19 protein-coding genes are annotated in these 17171 nt (G+C 64.5%); 7 read left to right on the forward strand and 12 right to left on the reverse strand.

What is annotated here, in order from left to right:
- Positions 1 to 31: 31 nt before the first annotated feature.
- From M2334_RS06365 to M2334_RS06400, 8 genes are all read right to left on the reverse strand, one after another.
- Positions 32 to 1138, reverse strand: a complete 1107-nt coding sequence (locus M2334_RS06365; RefSeq protein ID WP_264605030.1) for a zinc-dependent alcohol dehydrogenase — start codon at positions 1136 to 1138, stop codon at positions 32 to 34.
- Positions 1139 to 1176: 38 nt separating this feature from the next.
- On the reverse strand, positions 1177 to 2037 hold the full coding sequence (locus tag M2334_RS06370; protein WP_264605031.1) for an amidohydrolase family protein: 861 nt from the start codon (positions 2035 to 2037) through the stop codon (positions 1177 to 1179).
- Between the two features lie 185 nt (positions 2038 to 2222).
- Positions 2223 to 3392, reverse strand: a complete 1170-nt coding sequence (locus M2334_RS06375) for a WD40/YVTN/BNR-like repeat-containing protein (protein ID WP_264605032.1) — start codon at positions 3390 to 3392, stop codon at positions 2223 to 2225.
- A 55-nt stretch (positions 3393 to 3447) separates the two neighbouring features.
- Complete coding sequence (locus tag M2334_RS06380; RefSeq protein ID WP_264605033.1) at positions 3448 to 4254, reverse strand: amidohydrolase family protein; 807 nt, start codon at positions 4252 to 4254, stop codon at positions 3448 to 3450.
- An 80-nt stretch (positions 4255 to 4334) separates the two neighbouring features.
- Positions 4335 to 5741, reverse strand: a complete 1407-nt coding sequence (locus tag M2334_RS06385) for an MFS transporter (RefSeq protein ID WP_264605034.1) — start codon at positions 5739 to 5741, stop codon at positions 4335 to 4337.
- Positions 5742 to 5771: 30 nt separating this feature from the next.
- Entirely contained in the window at positions 5772 to 5975 is a 204-nt protein-coding gene (locus tag M2334_RS06390) for a hypothetical protein (RefSeq protein WP_181560124.1), read from the reverse strand.
- A gap of 18 nt (positions 5976 to 5993) precedes the next feature.
- Entirely contained in the window at positions 5994 to 6443 is a 450-nt protein-coding gene (locus M2334_RS06395) for a hypothetical protein (protein ID WP_264605035.1), read from the reverse strand.
- 37 nt (positions 6444 to 6480) lie between these two features.
- The gene (locus M2334_RS06400; RefSeq protein ID WP_264605036.1) at positions 6481 to 7716 is read right to left on the reverse strand and encodes an acyl-CoA dehydrogenase family protein; all 1236 of its coding nucleotides are present in this window, start codon (positions 7714 to 7716) and stop codon (positions 6481 to 6483) included.
- Between the two features lie 198 nt (positions 7717 to 7914).
- Here M2334_RS06400 and M2334_RS06405 point away from each other — a divergent pair, with 198 nt between their 5' ends.
- Positions 7915 to 8907 (forward strand): protocatechuate 3,4-dioxygenase, encoded by a 993-nt coding sequence (locus M2334_RS06405; RefSeq protein ID WP_264605037.1) that lies wholly within the window; start codon positions 7915 to 7917, stop codon positions 8905 to 8907.
- A 36-nt stretch (positions 8908 to 8943) separates the two neighbouring features.
- On the opposite strand, the gene M2334_RS06410 is transcribed toward M2334_RS06405, so the two are convergent.
- Together M2334_RS06410 and M2334_RS06415 are read right to left on the reverse strand one after the other, a co-directional pair.
- Positions 8944 to 9537 (reverse strand): hypothetical protein, encoded by a 594-nt coding sequence (locus tag M2334_RS06410; protein ID WP_264605038.1) that lies wholly within the window; start codon positions 9535 to 9537, stop codon positions 8944 to 8946.
- Between the two features lie 53 nt (positions 9538 to 9590).
- A complete protein-coding gene (locus M2334_RS06415; protein WP_181560119.1) occupies positions 9591 to 9884 on the reverse strand; it encodes a hypothetical protein in 294 nt (97 codons plus the stop codon).
- Positions 9885 to 10019: 135 nt separating this feature from the next.
- On the opposite strand from M2334_RS06415, the gene M2334_RS06420 reads away from it, so the two are divergent.
- Together M2334_RS06420 and M2334_RS06425 are read left to right on the forward strand one after the other, a co-directional pair.
- The gene (locus M2334_RS06420) at positions 10020 to 11282 is read left to right on the forward strand and encodes a Rieske 2Fe-2S domain-containing protein (protein ID WP_181560118.1); all 1263 of its coding nucleotides are present in this window, start codon (positions 10020 to 10022) and stop codon (positions 11280 to 11282) included.
- Positions 11282 to 11572, forward strand: a complete 291-nt coding sequence (locus M2334_RS06425) for a YciI family protein (protein ID WP_264594229.1) — start codon at positions 11282 to 11284, stop codon at positions 11570 to 11572. The genes M2334_RS06420 and M2334_RS06425 overlap by 1 nt, the downstream gene beginning before the upstream one ends.
- Positions 11573 to 11586: 14 nt before the next feature.
- On the opposite strand, the gene M2334_RS06430 is transcribed toward M2334_RS06425, so the two are convergent.
- Positions 11587 to 12474, reverse strand: a complete 888-nt coding sequence (locus M2334_RS06430) for an MBL fold metallo-hydrolase (protein WP_264594230.1) — start codon at positions 12472 to 12474, stop codon at positions 11587 to 11589.
- Between the two features lie 106 nt (positions 12475 to 12580).
- Here M2334_RS06430 and M2334_RS06435 point away from each other — a divergent pair, with 106 nt between their 5' ends.
- A complete protein-coding gene (locus M2334_RS06435) occupies positions 12581 to 13060 on the forward strand; it encodes a hypothetical protein (protein ID WP_181560115.1) in 480 nt (159 codons plus the stop codon).
- Positions 13057 to 13200 (forward strand): hypothetical protein, encoded by a 144-nt coding sequence (locus tag M2334_RS06440; RefSeq protein WP_264594231.1) that lies wholly within the window; start codon positions 13057 to 13059, stop codon positions 13198 to 13200. Before M2334_RS06435 ends, M2334_RS06440 begins: the two co-directional genes overlap by 4 nt.
- A gap of 8 nt (positions 13201 to 13208) precedes the next feature.
- Here the strand turns inward: M2334_RS06440 and M2334_RS06445 are convergent, their stop codons facing one another.
- Positions 13209 to 14534 carry a sugar porter family MFS transporter gene (locus tag M2334_RS06445; RefSeq protein ID WP_264605039.1) on the reverse strand — a complete coding sequence of 442 codons (1326 nt, stop codon included), beginning with the start codon at positions 14532 to 14534 and terminating at the stop codon, positions 13209 to 13211.
- A 133-nt stretch (positions 14535 to 14667) separates the two neighbouring features.
- Between M2334_RS06445 and M2334_RS06450 the strand changes: the two genes are divergently transcribed.
- A complete protein-coding gene (locus tag M2334_RS06450) occupies positions 14668 to 15573 on the forward strand; it encodes a dienelactone hydrolase family protein (protein ID WP_264594233.1) in 906 nt (301 codons plus the stop codon).
- Positions 15574 to 15577: 4 nt separating this feature from the next.
- A complete protein-coding gene (locus tag M2334_RS06455; RefSeq protein ID WP_264605040.1) occupies positions 15578 to 17146 on the forward strand; it encodes a carboxylesterase/lipase family protein in 1569 nt (522 codons plus the stop codon).
- Positions 17147 to 17171: the final 25 nt, after the last annotated feature.

The following is a 17171-nucleotide window of genomic DNA, read 5'->3' on the forward strand; positions in this document are numbered from 1 at the left end:
GGCAGGGGCGGGAGGCGGTGAGGGGCCGCGATCAACTCTTGTGCGGGGAGACGGTGACGTGAATGGCGCCCTCGATCCCGCGCCCGGCGGTGGCGAGGATCGCCTCATGCACCTGCTCCAGCGGGAAATCGTGGCTGCACAGCTTTTCGGCCGGCCACTTGCCGCTGGCGAGGATATCGAGCGCCATCTGCACCGCGCGATAGCTGTGGCCCCGTGGTGCGCGCACGGTGAGGTAGCGCTTCTTGATCTCGCCCAGCGGCACCGAAGCGCTAAGGCCATTGAGGCTGAGCCAGGCCCCCTTGGCGGACAGCGCCACCGCTTGCTCGGCGATCTTGCCATCGGGATCGCCGGTGGTATCCACCACCACATCCACGCCCATGCCGCCGGTCGCCCGCATGACCACGGCTGCAAGATCCTCCTGCTGCACGTCCGCGGCGATGTCGGCGCCGAGGCTGAGCGAAAGGTCCAGCCGGGCGCGGTCGCGTGTCATGCCGGCGATGATGACGGTGAGCGCGCCCGCCTGCTTGGCGGCGAGCGCGCAACTGAGGCCCTGCTGGCCGGGGCCGAAGACCAGCACGGTCTTGCCCAGTCCCGCACCGCCATCCAGCACTGCCCATTGCACACCATTGCCGAGCGGCACGGCCAGCGTCGCCAGCCGGGCATCCATGTCCGTCGGGATCTTGTGGATGACGGCATTGGGCGCGAGGTACATATATTCCGAGAAACCACCCCATAGATGCGGCGGAATGTCCGCATTGCAGGTGCCGTAGCGCAGGGTGTTGAACCGATCCTTCACGTTGAAGAAGTCGGCCTCCATGCACAGGCGGAAATCGCCCTGGCGACACCAGTGGCAATGCCAGCAGGGGAGATATTCGTGCAGGGCGATGCGGTCGCCGGCGCGCAGGCCCCAGCGCTGTGCCGCAGCGCCGCCGATGCGGGCGACGGTGCCGACATTCTCATGCCCCATGATGCACGGCGCCGTGTTCTCCCGCCGGTACATTTCGGGGTCACTGCCACCCACGCCCGAGGCCTCGACTTTCAGCAAGCCATCATTCTCGCCAAGAGGTGGCAACGGAAATTCTCTGATTTCAGATCGTTCGACATCGATCTTCACGGCAGCACGAGACACGGATTCCATCATTGCCCTCCAATTCTCGTCTCGAAGGCCCGTTGCGCTCAGGCCTTGCCCCAGCTCTTGCCGTAAACGCGCATCGCCGTCCCGCCCAGGATCATCTCCTGTTGCGCGGCTGTGAGATTGCGTACCGCTACGCGACCAAGTGCGGCCATATAATCATAGCTGCCGGGCGATTGGGTGATGTCCGATCCCCAGATCATCCGCTCCGCGCCGAACAGATCGCACACGCGCTCGATGACGGGGCAGGGGTCGATCCCCGCCTTGTCCAGCCGCCCCAGCGGAATGGTCGTGAACTTGACGACGACATTGTCGAATTGCGCGATCGACCGCAGCCGATCATCGATGCCATGGTCCGGGCCGCCGACATCGCTCTGAATGGAGCTGAGATGGTCGATGACGACTGTCAGGCCAGGCACGTCGCGCAATATCCGCTCCAGATGCGCCAGCCCGATGTCGCGGTTCCACGGGAAGAAATGGACGCAGACCGGCACGTCGAGCGTGGCGGCGGCTTGCCAGGCGTCGCGCGCCACCGGGGAATCCAGCCAGGCGATGTCCGAGCCCTTGATGAGTTCCATCAGCCGAATGCCGACGGCGCCACGCTCGCCGACCCAATATCGCACGGCCTCCCCACAATCGGCCTGCGTGGCGTCGATAGAGCAGACGGCGGCGAAGCGTTGCGGATAGCGCGCGGCGCTGTCGCAGACATAGCGACTGTCGAACCCGTAGATGGACCCACGCTGCACGAGCACGGCCCGCTCGACGCCGGACTTGTCCATCTCCTCCAGCAGCGTCTCGGCCGTCATGAGGTTGTCGAACGCCATTGGGGGCAGCAGACCGCCCGGCGGTGCCGGCGGGTAGGTGGTCTTGTCATCGGAGACAAGATGGGCGTGGCAGTCGATCATGAGCGAAATTGCACCCGTCAGTGAGACGAGGGACCGGCGCCGTGCGCCGCCGCATCCTGATCAGGCCGCCGCATCCGAGCGCGTTCGACAATGCGCAAAGCCGACGATTGAAGCCTGTCCAAGACCATTCCCCCCTTGAAAGCCGCCAGCGGGTCTGTCGCCCGCTGACGATCGACCGTTCTTGCTCAGGCGAACGCGTTGAGCGCGCGCAGCTTTTCTTCATAAGCCGCGCGTTCATCCGGCGGCAGGAAGTGGCGGAAGTGCGGCCCTTTGGACATAGCCGGAAGCCCGTCGGCAATGCGCTGCCAGCTCTGGGCCTCGTCGCGGCTTGCGTACAGCTCTCCGCAGGCGGAGCCGGCGAAGAGCTCAACGCCGCCCTCGGCAGAATCGTGCATCGCCGCGACTTCCAGATTGCCGGCGATCGGATCGGCCATGCCGATCATGCTGGTCTGCCAGGTCTTGCCATGGTCCGTGCTGACCATGAACTTGGGATAGGCCGTGCCTTCCGCGCCCCAATTGGGATTGGGGTTCATGCCGGCGCCGACCATGAACATCAGCTCCTTGCGGGGATGCACGAACAGCGGGTCCGGATAGGCGCAGGGGTGGCTGGTGTCGGTCAGGCGCTCCCAGGTCTCGCCACGGTCCGCCGTATGATACAGGCCGATGCCGGTGGTGAGGAAAATCTCGGCGGCGTTGTAGCGATAGAAGGTCACCCGGTGCTGGTCGCGGCGGAACTTGTCGTCCGGGCGCTCCATGGAGTTGAGCGACGTCCAGCTTTCCCCGCCATCTTCGGTGCGCAGCAGGTCGCCCTGCTCCACGCAGATGTAGATCGTCTCCGGCTCGGACGGATGCGCAGCGATATGCTTCACATGGGGCTGGGAGCGAGGGAAAAACCAGTGCTCGGTGCCCTCGACCTGCGTGCAGCCGGGATAAGCCGTCCAGCTCTGCCCCAGATCGAAGCTGCGGTAGAACATCACCGGCTCGGTGCCGACATTGAGGATCGTCCGGTCGCCATCATGCTGCACGAGCAGGCTGTAGACATGGCCGGATTGCAGGCCGTTATTGCGCGCTTCCCAGCTCTTGCCATGGTCAGAACTGACCATCAGGCCGCCCTCATAATGCAGGCCGGCGAACAGCATGTCCGTCACCTCGTCATAGACGAGCGCGCTGACATGATGGCCGGGGAGCAGCATATCGGGCTGCCGGGTCCAAGGCGCATCAAGATTGTCCCGGCGAAAATCCACCACGCCGTCCGCGGTGGCGATCAGCATCCGGTTTGCGGCGCTTTGGCTGGCGGAGCTCGTCTTTCCGTTCGCGGAAATGCAGATGATCGTGGATTTGGCAGCCTCTGCCATGGGATGTGCTCCAGCAATAGAATATATCGTTTTGTATAACAATCTATTCCAGTCTTCAAGCCTTGCGCTGGAAGAATATTCTAGCGGCATTGCCACCGAAGATTGCCGCGACACTGGCGGGGCGGTGCTGCTCGAACACATCGCGCGTCCAGCCGAGCGCATTGGCATAGCCCTCGCGCGAGGAGACGACGGGGAAGTCGCTGCCCCACATCAGCCGGTCTGGCCCGAAGGCGTCCAGCAGCTCGATCAGCGGTGCGCCGCCCGCCGGGTCGAGCACAGGCCCGGATGCAGGCAGAGGCTGACCGACGGGTCGGGCAATCAACTGCCCCAGCGCGGGAATCTTGACCGTGATATTGGGGAAGCGCGCGAGCGCGAGCAGTGCCGTCCAGGTTTCGGGCTTTCGGTCGCAATCGGGTCTGACCCAGCCGGCCAGATGCTCCAGCATGATCGGCAAATTCGGGACGCTGCCGATGAGATCGGCGAACGCGGGCGATACAAACTGCGCGCTCGGCCCGCCGCAACTGATGACAAGGCCGTGCCGCTCCGCAGCCCGCCAGATGGCGAGCGGGTCGTCACCGGGGCTGCGGGCATCGGGCCGCAGGCGTAGGCCGGCCGCACCGTCATCCGCCAGCATCCCAAGTTGGTGCACCGCATCGGGCGCCGCGGGATCGATGGCGCCGACGCTGACGAAGCGATCCGGATAGCGCGCAACGCAATCGCGCTGATAGCGATTGTCAAACTGCCCAAGGATCTGCGTCAGCACCGCCTGCGCGACATTGTGGCGGTCCATCTGGAAGAGCAGGGTTTCGACCGGCTCGAACCACAGGGGCGAGACGTGGCAATGGGCATCGATCAGGAGCACGGCATATCCTCACAGGCTGTCATCGCCGGGGGTGGGCCGATATCGTTAGCGTAAAATGTTAGGCGATTCTAGCCGTCGGCTTAGTCCTCGTCGCGCACGGCGAGCTGGCTCAAATGGCGCGGGATGCGCCGACGCATGAGGAGGGTCGCGACGAACCCGATCAGCGCGACGGCCAGCATGGCGCCGCGATACTCCATCAGCCCCGGCTCCGCATGGCCGGTAAATTGCGTCAGGAGGCCAAGCAGCAGCGCCGTGAGCGAGACCGCCAGCGCTGCGAACAATTGCATGGAAATGCTGGCGAGCACATTGCCCTGCGTCATCGTGTCCTTGTCCAGACTGACATAGGTCAGCGAGGTCATGCCGGTAAACAGCACGGAGCGGGCCAGTCCGGCGACGAGCAGCGCCACGAAGATCAGGGCAGCGAGCCAGGGGCCTTGATCGGCCAGGGCGACCACGGCGATCGCGGCCAGCCCTGCGAAGCTCGAAAGCATCACCGGTCCCGAGAAGCCGAAGCGGTCGAACAGGGGGCGAATGAACAGCTTGGCAAGCAGATCGCCGCCATTGAGCGCCATGAGCATGACGCCGGCCAGAATGGGCGTGAAGCCATAGGCCATCTGGAACATGAGCGGCAGGCCGAAGAGCATCGCGCGCGCCGGGATGCGGACGATGGCGCCCGCGCCGATCACCGTCGTCCGGAAGCTCGGATCCTTGAGGGCATCGAGCTTCAGCACCGGGTCCGGATGGGTGCGAATATGCTTCAGTCCGGCAAGGCACAGGACCGTGCCGACCGCGAGCAACATCCAGGGCAAGGGGCGACCGACGCCGCTGGCCAGCCGGTCGAAGCCGGTGAGCAGGCAGACGAGCGATCCGCCCAGCAGCGCGGCGCCGACCATGTCCAGTCGTCTAGAGGCATCGGGCGGGCTGGCCGGAATGGTGCGCCATGCTGCGAGCAGCAGAGCAATGGTGACGGGGATGTTCAGCAGGAAGATGAATTCCCAGCGCGCATATTGCACGATGAATCCGCCAATCGAGGGACCGAGCGTCGGCGCGATGAGCATGGGCATCGCCACGATCGCCATCGCATCGACCAGTTCCTCCTTGCTGGTCTGCCGTAACAGCAGCAGCCGGGCCACCGGGGTCATCAGCGAGGCCGTGGCTCCTTGGAGGGCGCGCGCGGCAATGAACGGCCAGAAGGAGGGCGCGGCGGCACAGCAGATCGAGAAGAAGGCAAAGCCTGCCGTCGCGATCATGAACACGGTCTTCGGGCCAAAGCGCTCGGCCGCCCATCCGCTGATCGGCAGCAGCGCGATCTGCATGGTGAGGTAGATGGTGATGGCGAGGCTGAGCTCGATCGCCGGCAGGCCAAAGTCGGTTGAAATCTGCGGGATCGCCACCGCCAGCACGGACGCATCGAGCTGGACCATGAACATGGCGGTCGACGCAATGAGGATCGCGCCGCGACTCTTCAGGGACAGAAACCGCTTCAAGCCAGGTCTGTCCGCTCGCGCAGTGGCCGGCTAGCCGATGGCGTCTTCGTCTGTTTCTTGCGGAATGAACTCATGGGGGCGTTGCCGTGCGGCGGCCTTTCGGCTGAGGAACAGGGTGATCAATATGCCCATAATGCCGAAGAGCGCGCCGACCATCTCAAAATTCGTCATTTCGAGCGGATTGAGACTCATCATGTCGACCTGGCCGTCGAGTTTGAAGCTGAAGTTCGCCATTCGTCTGTCGATCCCTGCTTAAAGTGCCCGCATCAGCCGGGACGGCCGCTTCCAAATCGGCTGCGGCGCAGTCTTTGCCTTGAGCAGCGGCAGGAAGTAGTTGGCATAAGCCGCGAGCAGAATGAGGTGCATGACCAGATTGCGCGTCACCGAGAGCTGGATGTGGGGCAGGGGCACCCACGGCACATTGGTCAGGAAGATCATCAGCGTCACCGGCATCAGAAGCGTCAGCGCAAGCGGCACGAAGCGATTGAGCAGCAGGCAGGCGCCGGCGGTCAGCTCGATGATCTTGGCATAGGTGAACAGGTTGAGATCGGTGGCGGCGAGCACGAACGCATTGCCAGCCGCCGCGCCCATCTTGGGCTGGGGCCAGAAGAGGATGAAGTAGTTGAGGCCGGAGACGAGGTTGAAGCCGCCGAGATAATAGCGGCAGAAGACGACACCGTATTTTTCGATCACGCCCCTCATGCGCGTCCTCCCCTGACTTCCGTCCGCCCCTCGTGTCTCACTTCCCCTTGGGAATGGCGAAAGCCCCGGCCTTGAGTCCGGCGGCGGCGCGGCCATAGCCGGTCATCGCCCGGTCCCAGGTGAAGGCGAAGTGCTGCGCGCCGGAGTTCATGTCGCGGAACAGGCGCTGCATGGCGCCGCCATCATAGATGGCGCTGCCGCCCGATGCCTCGAAGATCCGGTTCGCGGCATGGCGCGCGCGCTGCACGCCCCACGCCCAGTTGCGCGAGATTTGCGCGCCCAGAAGCGGCGTGATTTCCGCGGGATCGCGGGCCTCATCGACCATGCGGGCGTCCTCCAAGATCAGCGCGAGGGCAGCGTCGACCTCGGCGCCAATCTCCGCGATACGCGCGAAGGTGGCGGATTGCTCGGCGACTTCCAGTGGCTCGGCGCCGTCCAAGCGTTTGCCGATATCCGCCGCAAAGCGCTGCACCATGCCCCGCGCCATGCCGAGCGGCGCGCCGACGATGGAGAAGGGCGCAATGTTGGAGAAAGGCATGCGGTAGACTGCACCCTCATGCACGCGCGCACCTGGGGTGGAACCAGCCAGCATGTCGGCCAGGCTGCAACTGCGATGGGCGGGGATGAAGGCGCTGTCGATCTTGATCGAGCGGCTGCCGGTCGCGCGCATGCCCATGGTGAACCAGTCGTCGACGATTTCGATCTCGGACTTGGGCAGGACGAAGAAGCGCGGCTCCATGCGGCCATCGGCCTTCTTGACGGCGTTGCCGATGATCACCCAGCTCGCATAATCGATGCCGGAGCAGAAGCGCCCGGCGCCACCGGTCAGCCGGTAGCCGCCATTTTCCTCCACGACCTCGCCACCGAGACGGAAGACGGTGCCGATGAGCGTGGTGGGATCGTCCATCACCTCGCGCTGCGCCTGCTCGGGGAACAGGTTGATGAGCCAGCTATGCCCGGCCAGTACGCCGAAAATCCACGCCGCCGAGCCTGACATAGTGCCGATCTCCGCCGTGACGCGCACCAGATCGGCAAAGCCCAGCTCCGATCCGCCAAGGTTGCGCGGCATGACGATGCCGAACAGGCCCGTCTGGCGAATGGCATCGACCACATGCGGGGAGAGGCGCCGGGCGCTCTCCGACTCGGCATCCGCCGCCGCGATCTGCGGGAGCAGCGCCCGAATGCGCGCAATCGCATCCGCACTGGATACGACGACCGGGTAACGGCCCGCAATATCCAACGTCGCAACGTCCGCGCTTGCCTGGCTCGCCATGTTCGTCATCCTTCCTCCATTGCGTTCATCTTCGGGGCTTCCGTCGGCTCATTGAGCGCCGCAGCCCCTTCTGCCCGCGATTGACCCGCGATGCAGGATTGTTATACAAACAGGTATCCGATAATGGAGCGGACATCAACACCCCACGTTGCCCGTCCGTGCAACGACCACAAAAGAGCATCGGCAGGAGAGCAGAGCATGGCAGAGATCGTTCTTGGTATCGGCACGAGCCATGGCCCGATGCTGGTCACCGAAACCGAGAGCTGGGGCCTTCGCGTGCCTGCCGACAAGGCGAACAAGCATGCGTGGAAGGGCGGCACCTGGACCTTCGATGAGCTAGTGGAAGCACGGGCCGGGGAGCGGCTGGGCGAGCAGACCGTCAAATCCGTGTGGGACGAGCGGCAGGCGCGCTGCCAGCAGAATATCGAGGCACTAGCCGACCTGTTCGAGGAGGCGCGGGTGGATGTGGCCGTGATCGTCGGCAACGATCAGGACGAGATCTTTCGCAAGACGCTCAACCCTGCCTTCGCGGTGCATTATGGCGACACAATCACCAATTATGAGTTCACGCCGGAGCGGCTGAGCGAACTGCCGCCGGGCATCGCCCCATCGCTCAAAGGCTATATTCCCGCCGGCGGCGCGGATTATCCGGGCTGCCCGGACCTGGCGCTCAAGATCATCGAGCAGGCAATGGCAGACGAGTTCGACGTCGCCGCGATGTCTGCCATGCCGCGCCCGGAGGCGCCCCACGCCTGGGGGTTCGTCTATCGCCGCATCATGCGCGACCGGCCTTGTCCGAGCGTGATGGTGACGGTGAACACCTTCTTCCCGCCTAATCAGCCGAGCGTGCGGCGCTGCTACAAGTTCGGCCAGTCGCTCCTCGATGCGATCCGTGGGTGGGACAGCGACAAGCGGGTCGCGCTGATCGCCAGTGGCGGGCTGACGCATTTCGTCATTGATGAAACGGTGGACAAGACGTTTCTCAACGCGCTGGAAAGCAAGGATTTCGATCCGGTCTTCAACATGGGTGAAGAGACGTTCCGCGATGGCACGTCCGAGATGAAGAACTGGGTGCCGGTGGCCGGCGCGATGGCGCAGCTTGGGCTGGAGGGCCATGTGCTCGATTATGTGCCCTGCTATCGCAGCGAGGCCGGGACGGGCAATGCGATGGGGTTCGTTTACTGGAAGTGAGGGCGGGGCGAGGACGGTTGGCGCCGCCCGCCTACCTCAGTGGGTCCAGTCGAGCGTCAAGCTCTGGAAATGCCAGCGCAATTGCGCAGGCGTTGCGCCATCCACATCATTGACCCGCCGCAGCACGGCTTCGCCTTCCATGCGCACTGGTCGCCCATCGCGATCCTTCCCGGTGATCGTGACGGGCGCGGTGTAGTAGCTGGAGCCCGCCGCGCCCTCCATCGTGCCGTCCGGCATTGCGACCATGATATTGGAGAGGTCGGCAAAGAGTGCCGCGAACGCGCTCTCACTCCACTTTTCCTTGTCTGCCGGCGCGAGCAATGCCCAGGCTTGATCGAAAGCCCGCTGCTCGATCGCGCGCGCGAAGGAGATCAGTACGTTGCGCGCGCCTTTTACGGTGCGTTCCGCTTCCGGTGTCAGCACCGGCGGGGTGAAATCGGGCGCGGCGGCGCGATTGCTGGTCCCCCCCGCTTCGTCGGCGGCCGGAGGCTCGGTTGGACCTGTCGGGTTGATCGCTCCCGGACTGGCTGCGTTGGATGGATCGATGGTCTGATTTTCTCCCGTCGGCGCACCGCCGCAGGCCGCGAGCGAGAAGGCGGGAATCATCAGAATGAGTTTGGCGCTGTTCATGGCCAAAGAACCCGCAAGGCCAGCTGGCCGTTCCCGCTCCCGTTGTTGGCGTTCTACCGCAGCAACGCCTCGCGCAGCACTTCCGCCGCCTCCCGGGGGCGGTCTTCCATGCCGACCAGATCATGGGCGCGGTGGACCAGATCGCGCAGATGATGAAGCTGCTCGGAATCATAATGCGTGTCGCCGCCGGCCTTGAGGGCAATGTCGATCAGCCGCCAGAGTTCGTCCAGCTCGCTCTCGCGGTAGATGCATTGTTCGGCGCCGCTGCTGCGCTGTAGCCGGTCGGCCAGCGTCTGGATCGTCAGGTCCGAGAAGTTCTCCACCGGCAGAATATCGTCCAGGTCCACGCAGTATCTCCAGTTCAGTGCGGCGGCTGCTCCGCCTTATCGGGCCGGCGCGCATGCCGGCAACTTTTGGGTAGTGACTTTTCGGGCGAGCCACGATATTTATATCTTATTGTCTAACAATGTCAGGTGCGTCAAATGCTCTCTCACGAAGATAACGAGCTGCTTTGCAGGATCGGTCCCGGCACGCCGATGGGCGAGTTGATGCGCCGCTTCTGGATGCCGGCCCTGCTGACTCAGGAGTTGCAGGCAGACGGCAAGCCGGTGCGCATCAAGCTGCTTGGCGAAGAGCTGGTCGCCTTCATGGACAGCGAGGGGCGGATCGGCCTGCTGGATGAGCATTGCCCGCATCGCGGCAGCTCGCTGGCGCTGGGCGTGAACGGGGAGTGCGGCCTGCGCTGCCTGTTCCATGGCTGGAAGTTCGATGTGACCGGTCAGTGCGTGGACACGCCGGCCGAGCCGGAAAATTCCAAGCTGGCCAAGGCAATGCGGGTCAAGGCCTATCCCACACGCGTCGCGGGCGGAATGGTGTGGACCTATATGGGGCCGAAGGAGAAGGAGCCGGTGTTCCCGCACTTCCCCTGGTTCGATATGCCGCCGGGCAGCTGCGAGGCCTTCAAGGTCATCTACGAGTGCAACTACGCGCAAGCGCTGGAAGGCGCGGTCGACAGCTCGCATGCGGGCATCCTGCACCGCGACAGCGCCTGGGATCAGCCGGCGAAATGGCCGCACGAGAAGGATCTGCGGCCAAAGCTCGAGATCGAATATACCCGCTACGGCATGCGCTATTGCGCCGTCCGCAACGATGGCGAGCAGAAGCAGGGCCGCATGACGCAAGTGCCGCTGCCCTTCTACACCTTCATTCCGCCCGATGGCCCCAAGGCGCCGGAATTCCGCCGCAATCGCCGGCTGGTCAATGCCTTCGTGCCGCGTGACGACTACACGACCTGGCACATCCAGTTCTTCTACGATCCCGGCCAGACCATCGACCGCGAGCACCGCATGGGCGAGGCGAACACGCCGCATGACGAACAGTTCTTCAAGACCAACGGCATGTCGGTCTGGTACAATCAGGACCGCGAGATGATGCGGACGCAGAACATGTCCGGCATCATCGGCGTGGCGCTGCAGGATCATGCCGTGAGCGAGACGATGGGCAAGATCGCCGACCGCTCGAAAGAGCATCTCGGGCGCTCGGACATGGCTGTCGTGGCGTTCCGGCGCATGATGCTGAAGGCGGCGCGGCGGCTGGCGGAGACCGGCGAGATGCCCGAGGCTGATCAGGGGCAGTTCGACTGGGGCCAGATCACGGCCGAGACGTTCAACTTCGAGCCGACGCAGAAGTGGCAGGATATCCAGCCGCTCGGCGATGATCTCCAGCCGGTGGGCGCAGCAGCTTGATGGCGCATTTTCTGGTCGAGTATCGCGAGCTTGGCGCTGCCGAGCTTCGCGAGGCCAAGCGGCCCGAGCATATCGCCTATCGCAAGGGGTTCGGGCCAGCCATGCCGCTGACCGGCCCCTTGCTGGACGAGGATGACCGCCCCATCGGCAGCGTCGTCATCATTGAGGCTGCCGATCTCGACGCGGCGCAGGCGGCGGCGCAGGCTGATCCCTATGTCGCGGCGGGCGTGCTGGACCTGGTCTCGGTCCGGCGGTTCCGGATTGCCGCGATGAAACCGCCGGCTGCCTAGGCGGAGCAGGCGGATCAGCCGACGAAATCGTAGCGATAGGCGTCGCCATCACTGCGAACATGACCGACGGAGTTGCCCCTGAAATGCGCGGGGCAGCATAATGTATCGGTATCCGCCAGCCGTGCGAGCAGCGACTGGCGCACCTGCGCGGCGGCATCGCCATCGTCATCGAACATCAGCGGCAGGTCGGGCCGCAGGAGCTGGACAGGGTGGTGGATCACATCGCCCCAGAATGTCGCCGCCGCGCCGCCGCCCTGCGCGTGGACGAGGCAACTGCCCGGCGAGTGGCCATAGGCGGGCTCCAGCCACACGCCATCGCCAATCTCCTTGAACGCCGCGCGTGGATCGTCGGTATCGACGATGTCGGCCAGCCCGGCTTCCACCACCGGCAGCACCGAATCCTCATAGGCTTCGCGATGGGGCGGAATATCCTGCTGGGTGGACCAATGATCATAATCGCGCTTGCCGAAGATGTAGCGCGCATTGGGGAAGGTCGGCACCCAGCGGCCATTCTCCAGCCGGGTGTTCCAGCCGACATGGTCCATGTGGAGATGCGTGCAGAGCACCATGTGAATATCCTGCGGGCGCAGGCCGAGCTTCGCCAGATTCTCGAGATAGGGCGTGTCGAGCATGTGGATGTCGGGCACACTGCGCGTCTTGCAATTGCCGTTGCAGCTGTCGATCAGGATGTTCTGGCCATCGAGCTGGACGACGAAGCTGTGCATGCTGAGCGTGACGAGGGAGGTCGCCGGGTCGCCGGTCAGGCTGTCATCGCGATACCATTGGGCAAGGCCGGCGAGATCGTCCGCAGTCACCTGCGGAAAGATCATCGCGAGCGGCATGGCCGACTCCATTTCCATGACACGACTGATCGTCATCCGGCCCAGAGTCTGCGGCGTCATGCGAAATCCTAATACATGATTGCCTAGCAATTCATGCGCGTTACAAAGGCGCTGTCAACTCGAATCGGCGCAATTCGGGTGGGGTCGCGGAGCGGGAGAAGATGGTATGTTCAAGCCAATGGTGGTTTCTGCGCGGATGCTGCTCGGCATCTTCAGCCTGCTGAGCGGCCTCAACTGGTTCTTCGGCTTCATGCCGCTGCCGAGCATCTACATGCCGCTCGATGCACCGATGAAACATGTGGTCATCACCGAGATGATCCGGACCGGCTGGATGTTCCAGATGGCCAAGGTGGTCGAAATCCTGCTGGGCCTGTCGCTGGTTTTCAACCGGGGCGTCCCGCTGATGCTGGTGGTCGCCTTCCCGGTGATTTTCGGCACCTTCATGCTCGATGCGCTGATCCTCGATGATATCTGGGGCTGGATACAGGGCACGGTGACCAATGCGCAGGTGCTCGCCGCCATTGGCGACATGATCATCGGCGGCCTGTGCGTGCTGCTGATCCATCTGTGGCTGATCTGGTGCTACCTTGACTATTATCGTCCCATGCTTGCCTGGAAAGCGACGCCGAAGGAGGCCGGGCTATGACCGTGCAGACCACATCGCCCCGCGACGCCCGGTCCAAGAGCCGGCGCTGGCTGCGGATCGCCTTCTATGCGTTCGGCTGGTTCGCCATCGCGCTGCAGGCCTATAATTTCTATCTGTTCGTCGGGCTGATCGGCAAGTAGCCCGGCGGTCAGGGCTGGGCGGGCTCGCTCGCCAGATCCGCTGACAGCTCCTCCAGCGAGCGGCCGCGCGTCTCGACCATCATGAACAGGGTGAAGAGCAGCTGCAGCACCATCATGAAGGCGAAGAAGCCGAAGATCCATACCGGCGCGACGCTGGCGAGCACGGCAGGCATGATCAGTGTGAGGGCGGCGGCGAGCACCCAATGCGTGCCGGTGCCGAGCGCCTGACCCGTGGCGCGGGCATTGTTCGGGAAGATTTCCGAGATGTAGACCCAGATGATCGCGCCCTGGCCGATGGCATGGGCGGCGATGAACAGGAAGATGAAGACCGGCACCAGCGTATAATGCGCGCTCGCAAAGCCATAAGCGACCATGGCCAGCGAGACGATGTAGCCGACCGAGCCGATCAGCATCAGCTTCCGGCGCCCGGCACTGTCGATCAACGCCATGCCGACGAGCGTGAAGACCAGATTTACTACGCCGACGCCCACCGTGGCGTATAGCGTGGCGCTCGCCTCCGCGCCGGTCAGGCCGAAGATGCGGGGTGCATAATAGATGATCGCGTTGATGCCGGAGAGCTGGTTGAAGAAGGCGACCAGGAAGGCGAGCATGATCGGGCGGCGCAGATGCCCGTCGAAGAAGCGGCGCAGCGTCATCCGGCTTTCGCCAGCGGGGTCGGCTGTGGCGCGGATCGCCTCGATATCGCCGCCGGCCATGGTCAGCACGCGCCGCGCCTCGGCTTCATTGCCCTTGTGCAGCAGCAGCCAGCGCGGGCTCTCCGGCAGCACGACGGTGGCGAGGAGGAAGAGCGCAGCGGGGATGGCCGGGATGGCGAGCATGATCCGCCAGTCCGCCGGGTGTGCGCCGCTGATCAGCGCGTTGGAGACATAGGCGATGAGAATGCCCAGCACGATCATCGTCTGGAATAGGATACCCAGCCGGCCGCGCCAGGCCGGCGGGGCAATCTCCGAAATATAGGCGGGCGCGGCGATCGAGGACGCGCCGATGGCGAGGCCGCCGATAATGCGGAAGGCCATGAACGACCACGGGTCCCACGCCAGTGCCGATCCGATGGCGGAGACCAGATAGAGGATGCCGATCCAGATCAGCGTCGGCTTGCGGCCATAGCGATCGCTGGGGATCGCGCCGAACAGGGCGCCGACCACCGTGCCCCACAGGGCAGAGGATATGGCGAGCCCGTGCATCGCGCTGCCCATCGACCAGGTCCGCTGAATGGCCATTTCCGCGCCTGAAATCACTGCGGTGTCGAAACCGAACAGCAGGCCGGCCAGCGCCGCCGTGAAAGCCCAGAGCGAAATAGAGCGATTGGGCATGGCGCGTCTCCTGTCCGGTTAGCGGTCGGTCAATTTATCCAGAAGAACGCTGGTGCCGATCTCGCTTTGTTATACGATCATGAATAAAGATGATTCGCAATGGATTGCAAGATGAGGATTGAGGAGAGCGATGATGCCCCCATTTCAAAGGCCTGACGCCAAGCTAGCTGCGCGGTTTTCCGGGGGCAAGGCGCTTTTCGCGCTCGGTGCTCTGGGCTTGCTGCTGGCCGGGTGCAACGGGGCCGCGCCGGATGCGCAGAACAATTCGGCCGCGGCGAATGCGAGCACGGTACAGACCGGCGATCTCAAGCTCACTTATGCCATGCCGCAGGCCAAGGGTGAGGAGATCGCGTACCGGGTCTTTCTGCCATCAAACTGGCGCGCAGACCGGCACTGGCCGATGGTGCTCATCCTGCATGGCTACGGCAACACGGCTGATGGCCCCTTTGACGATGCCGGGGGGGCGCTTCAGCGGGAGGCGGAAAAGCATGGCTTCGTGGTGGTCTCGCCCAATGGCTATAATGGCATGGCCGATTATGGCGCCAATCTTCCGCTCCCCTCGGCGCTGCCCGACATGGGGAAGAAAGCGACGATGACGCCGGAGCAGCAATCCGCGCTGGCCGAGGCGGATGTGCGCAACGTGGTGGCCAAGGCGATGGCGGATTATAATATCGATCCGCGCCGCGTGTATCTGATGGGCAATTCCATGGGCATGACCGGGGTCCTGCATTTCGCGCAGACCGATCCGCAGCGTTGGTGCGCCATCTCCGCGAGCGGCGGGCCGCCCTGGCCGGACTATCCGGTCGAGCAGCTGAAGCCCATCTCCAGCGTGCTGCTGGTGCATGGCGGCAAGGATGATCGCGCGAACGCATCCGACACGCAGACGCTGACGGAGCGCCTGAAAGCTGCCGGCATCGATGCGCGGATGGAACTGATTCCCGAGGGCACGCATGGCGATGCCTGGGTGCGCTATCTGCCGCAGACGCTCGACTTCTTCGCGACCCATGATTGCGCGAGCGGGGGCCGTGCCAATGGTTGATCGCATGAGGAAGACCGCCGGGAGAGGCCGCTTGCTGGCAGCCCTGACGATGGCAGCTACGCTCGTGGCAGCGCCCACTTCAGCTCAGGCGCAGGGGGGCTCGGCGGAGGCCCCGCGCGCCGCGACGACCTATGGTCCCGTCGTCGGTACGCGCGATTATGACGTGCTGGTGTTCAAGGGCGTGCCCTATGCAGCTGCGCCGACCGGCGAGCTGCGTTGGCGGCCGCCTGCAGAGCCGGCGGGCTGGACCCGACCCCGGCAGGCGACGACCTTTGCGCCAGCCTGCCCCGGTGGGCTGCCGGCGCGCAAGGATACGTCCGAGGATTGCCTTTATCTCAATGTCTGGACGCCGCAGATGGGCGCGCAGGCCAAGCGCCCCGTGATGGTGTGGATCTATGGCGGCGGCTTTCGCGGTGGATCGACTGCGCTGCCGATCTTCAATGGACGCGCGCTGGCGCAGCAGGGTGTGGTGCTGGTGAGCTTTGGCTATCGGGTCGGCGCGCTCGGCTTCCTCGCGACGTCGGAGTTGAGCGCTGAATCGCCCCATGGGGCCTCGGGCAATTACGGGGTTCTCGATGCCGTTGCCGCGCTGCGCTGGGTGCAGGAGAATATCGCCGCCTTCGGGGGCGATCCGCAGAATGTGACGGTGTTAGGCCAGTCCTCCGGCTCCGAGACAGTGAACATCCTCACCGCCTCGCCGCTTGCCAAGGGGCTGTTTGCCAAGGCCATCGGCGAATCCGGTTCGTCCTTCGGCGTGCGCGCGGCCCTGCCGCTGCGCAAGGCCGAGAGCCTGGGCGAAGCGTTCATGGCGGAACGCGGCGTGACCAGCCTTGCGGCCTTGCGCAAGCTGCCCACGGACAAGCTGCTGATCCCGGACGATCAGAAATATGAGCCAAATGTCGATGGCTGGCTGCTGCCGCGCAGCGTGCGCGAGATATATCTGGCCGGGGCGCAGAATGATGTGCCGATGATTATCGGTGGCACCACGCAGGAATTCGGGCGCCCGCCCGAGATCAGCCGGGAGGCGCTGAATGCGGGCCTGCAGGCCGAATATGGTCCGCTGGCGCCGGCCGTCGCAGCCGCCATCGGTGCCGACGGGGAGGCCGATCCCACCGATGCCCGCTGGCGCCTCACCAATGTCGAATGGGGGAATTTTACGGCCGCTATGTGGTCTGGCCTGCAGACGAAGACCGGCCGGGCGCCTGTCTATCGCTATGTGTTCGATTATGCGCCGCCCCAGCCGGCCGGGCGCCCGCGCACGGCCCATCATGGCGCGGAGCTGGCCTATATCTTCGGCAATTATCAGCCCGCAGGGCGGACGCTCGATGCCGAGGAGCAGATGATCCATCGGCTGCTGAGCGGATACTGGCTGAACTTCGCGCGCACCGGCAATCCCAATGGAGCCGGTCTGCCGCAATGGCCGGCTCATGGCGTGCCGGCCCATGTCGCGCTGCGCTTCGGCGCGGAGGGCGCGGCGCCAATCGGCGAGCGCGAGCCGGTGCTGCTCGACCTCATCGACCGGCATTATCACGGCGAGAGCGGGGAAGCGGATCAGACCATAAAACCGCGCTGAACGCGAAGTATCGGAGAGGGAAGGG

Origin of the sequence: Sphingobium sp. B11D3D, from assembly GCF_025961755.1 — a bacterium.
Lineage (GTDB): Bacteria > Pseudomonadota > Alphaproteobacteria > Sphingomonadales > Sphingomonadaceae > Sphingobium.

Excerpts from the sequence above, each read along its gene's own strand:
- M2334_RS06365 (WP_264605030.1), bottom strand. The coding sequence starts at position 1,138 with ATGGAATCCGTGTCTCGTGCTGCCGTGAAGATCGATGTCGAACGATCT.
- M2334_RS06400 (WP_264605036.1), bottom strand. The coding sequence starts at position 7,716 with ATGGCGAGCCAGGCAAGCGCGGACGTTGCGACGTTGGATATTGCGGGC.
- M2334_RS06455 (WP_264605040.1), top strand. The coding sequence starts at position 15,578 with ATGAGGAAGACCGCCGGGAGAGGCCGCTTGCTGGCAGCCCTGACGATG.
- M2334_RS06440 (WP_264594231.1), top strand. The coding sequence starts at position 13,057 with ATGACCGTGCAGACCACATCGCCCCGCGACGCCCGGTCCAAGAGCCGG.
- M2334_RS06405 (WP_264605037.1), top strand. The coding sequence starts at position 7,915 with ATGGCAGAGATCGTTCTTGGTATCGGCACGAGCCATGGCCCGATGCTG.
- M2334_RS06420 (WP_181560118.1), top strand. The coding sequence starts at position 10,020 with ATGCTCTCTCACGAAGATAACGAGCTGCTTTGCAGGATCGGTCCCGGC.
- M2334_RS06375 (WP_264605032.1), bottom strand. The coding sequence starts at position 3,392 with ATGGCAGAGGCTGCCAAATCCACGATCATCTGCATTTCCGCGAACGGA.
- M2334_RS06430 (WP_264594230.1), bottom strand. The coding sequence starts at position 12,474 with ATGACGCCGCAGACTCTGGGCCGGATGACGATCAGTCGTGTCATGGAA.
- M2334_RS06370 (WP_264605031.1), bottom strand. The coding sequence starts at position 2,037 with ATGATCGACTGCCACGCCCATCTTGTCTCCGATGACAAGACCACCTAC.
- M2334_RS06445 (WP_264605039.1), bottom strand. The coding sequence starts at position 14,534 with ATGCCCAATCGCTCTATTTCGCTCTGGGCTTTCACGGCGGCGCTGGCC.
- M2334_RS06410 (WP_264605038.1), bottom strand. The coding sequence starts at position 9,537 with ATGAACAGCGCCAAACTCATTCTGATGATTCCCGCCTTCTCGCTCGCG.
- M2334_RS06425 (WP_264594229.1), top strand. The coding sequence starts at position 11,282 with ATGGCGCATTTTCTGGTCGAGTATCGCGAGCTTGGCGCTGCCGAGCTT.
- M2334_RS06390 (WP_181560124.1), bottom strand. The coding sequence starts at position 5,975 with ATGGCGAACTTCAGCTTCAAACTCGACGGCCAGGTCGACATGATGAGT.
- M2334_RS06435 (WP_181560115.1), top strand. The coding sequence starts at position 12,581 with ATGTTCAAGCCAATGGTGGTTTCTGCGCGGATGCTGCTCGGCATCTTC.
- M2334_RS06395 (WP_264605035.1), bottom strand. The coding sequence starts at position 6,443 with ATGAGGGGCGTGATCGAAAAATACGGTGTCGTCTTCTGCCGCTATTAT.
- M2334_RS06450 (WP_264594233.1), top strand. The coding sequence starts at position 14,668 with ATGCCCCCATTTCAAAGGCCTGACGCCAAGCTAGCTGCGCGGTTTTCC.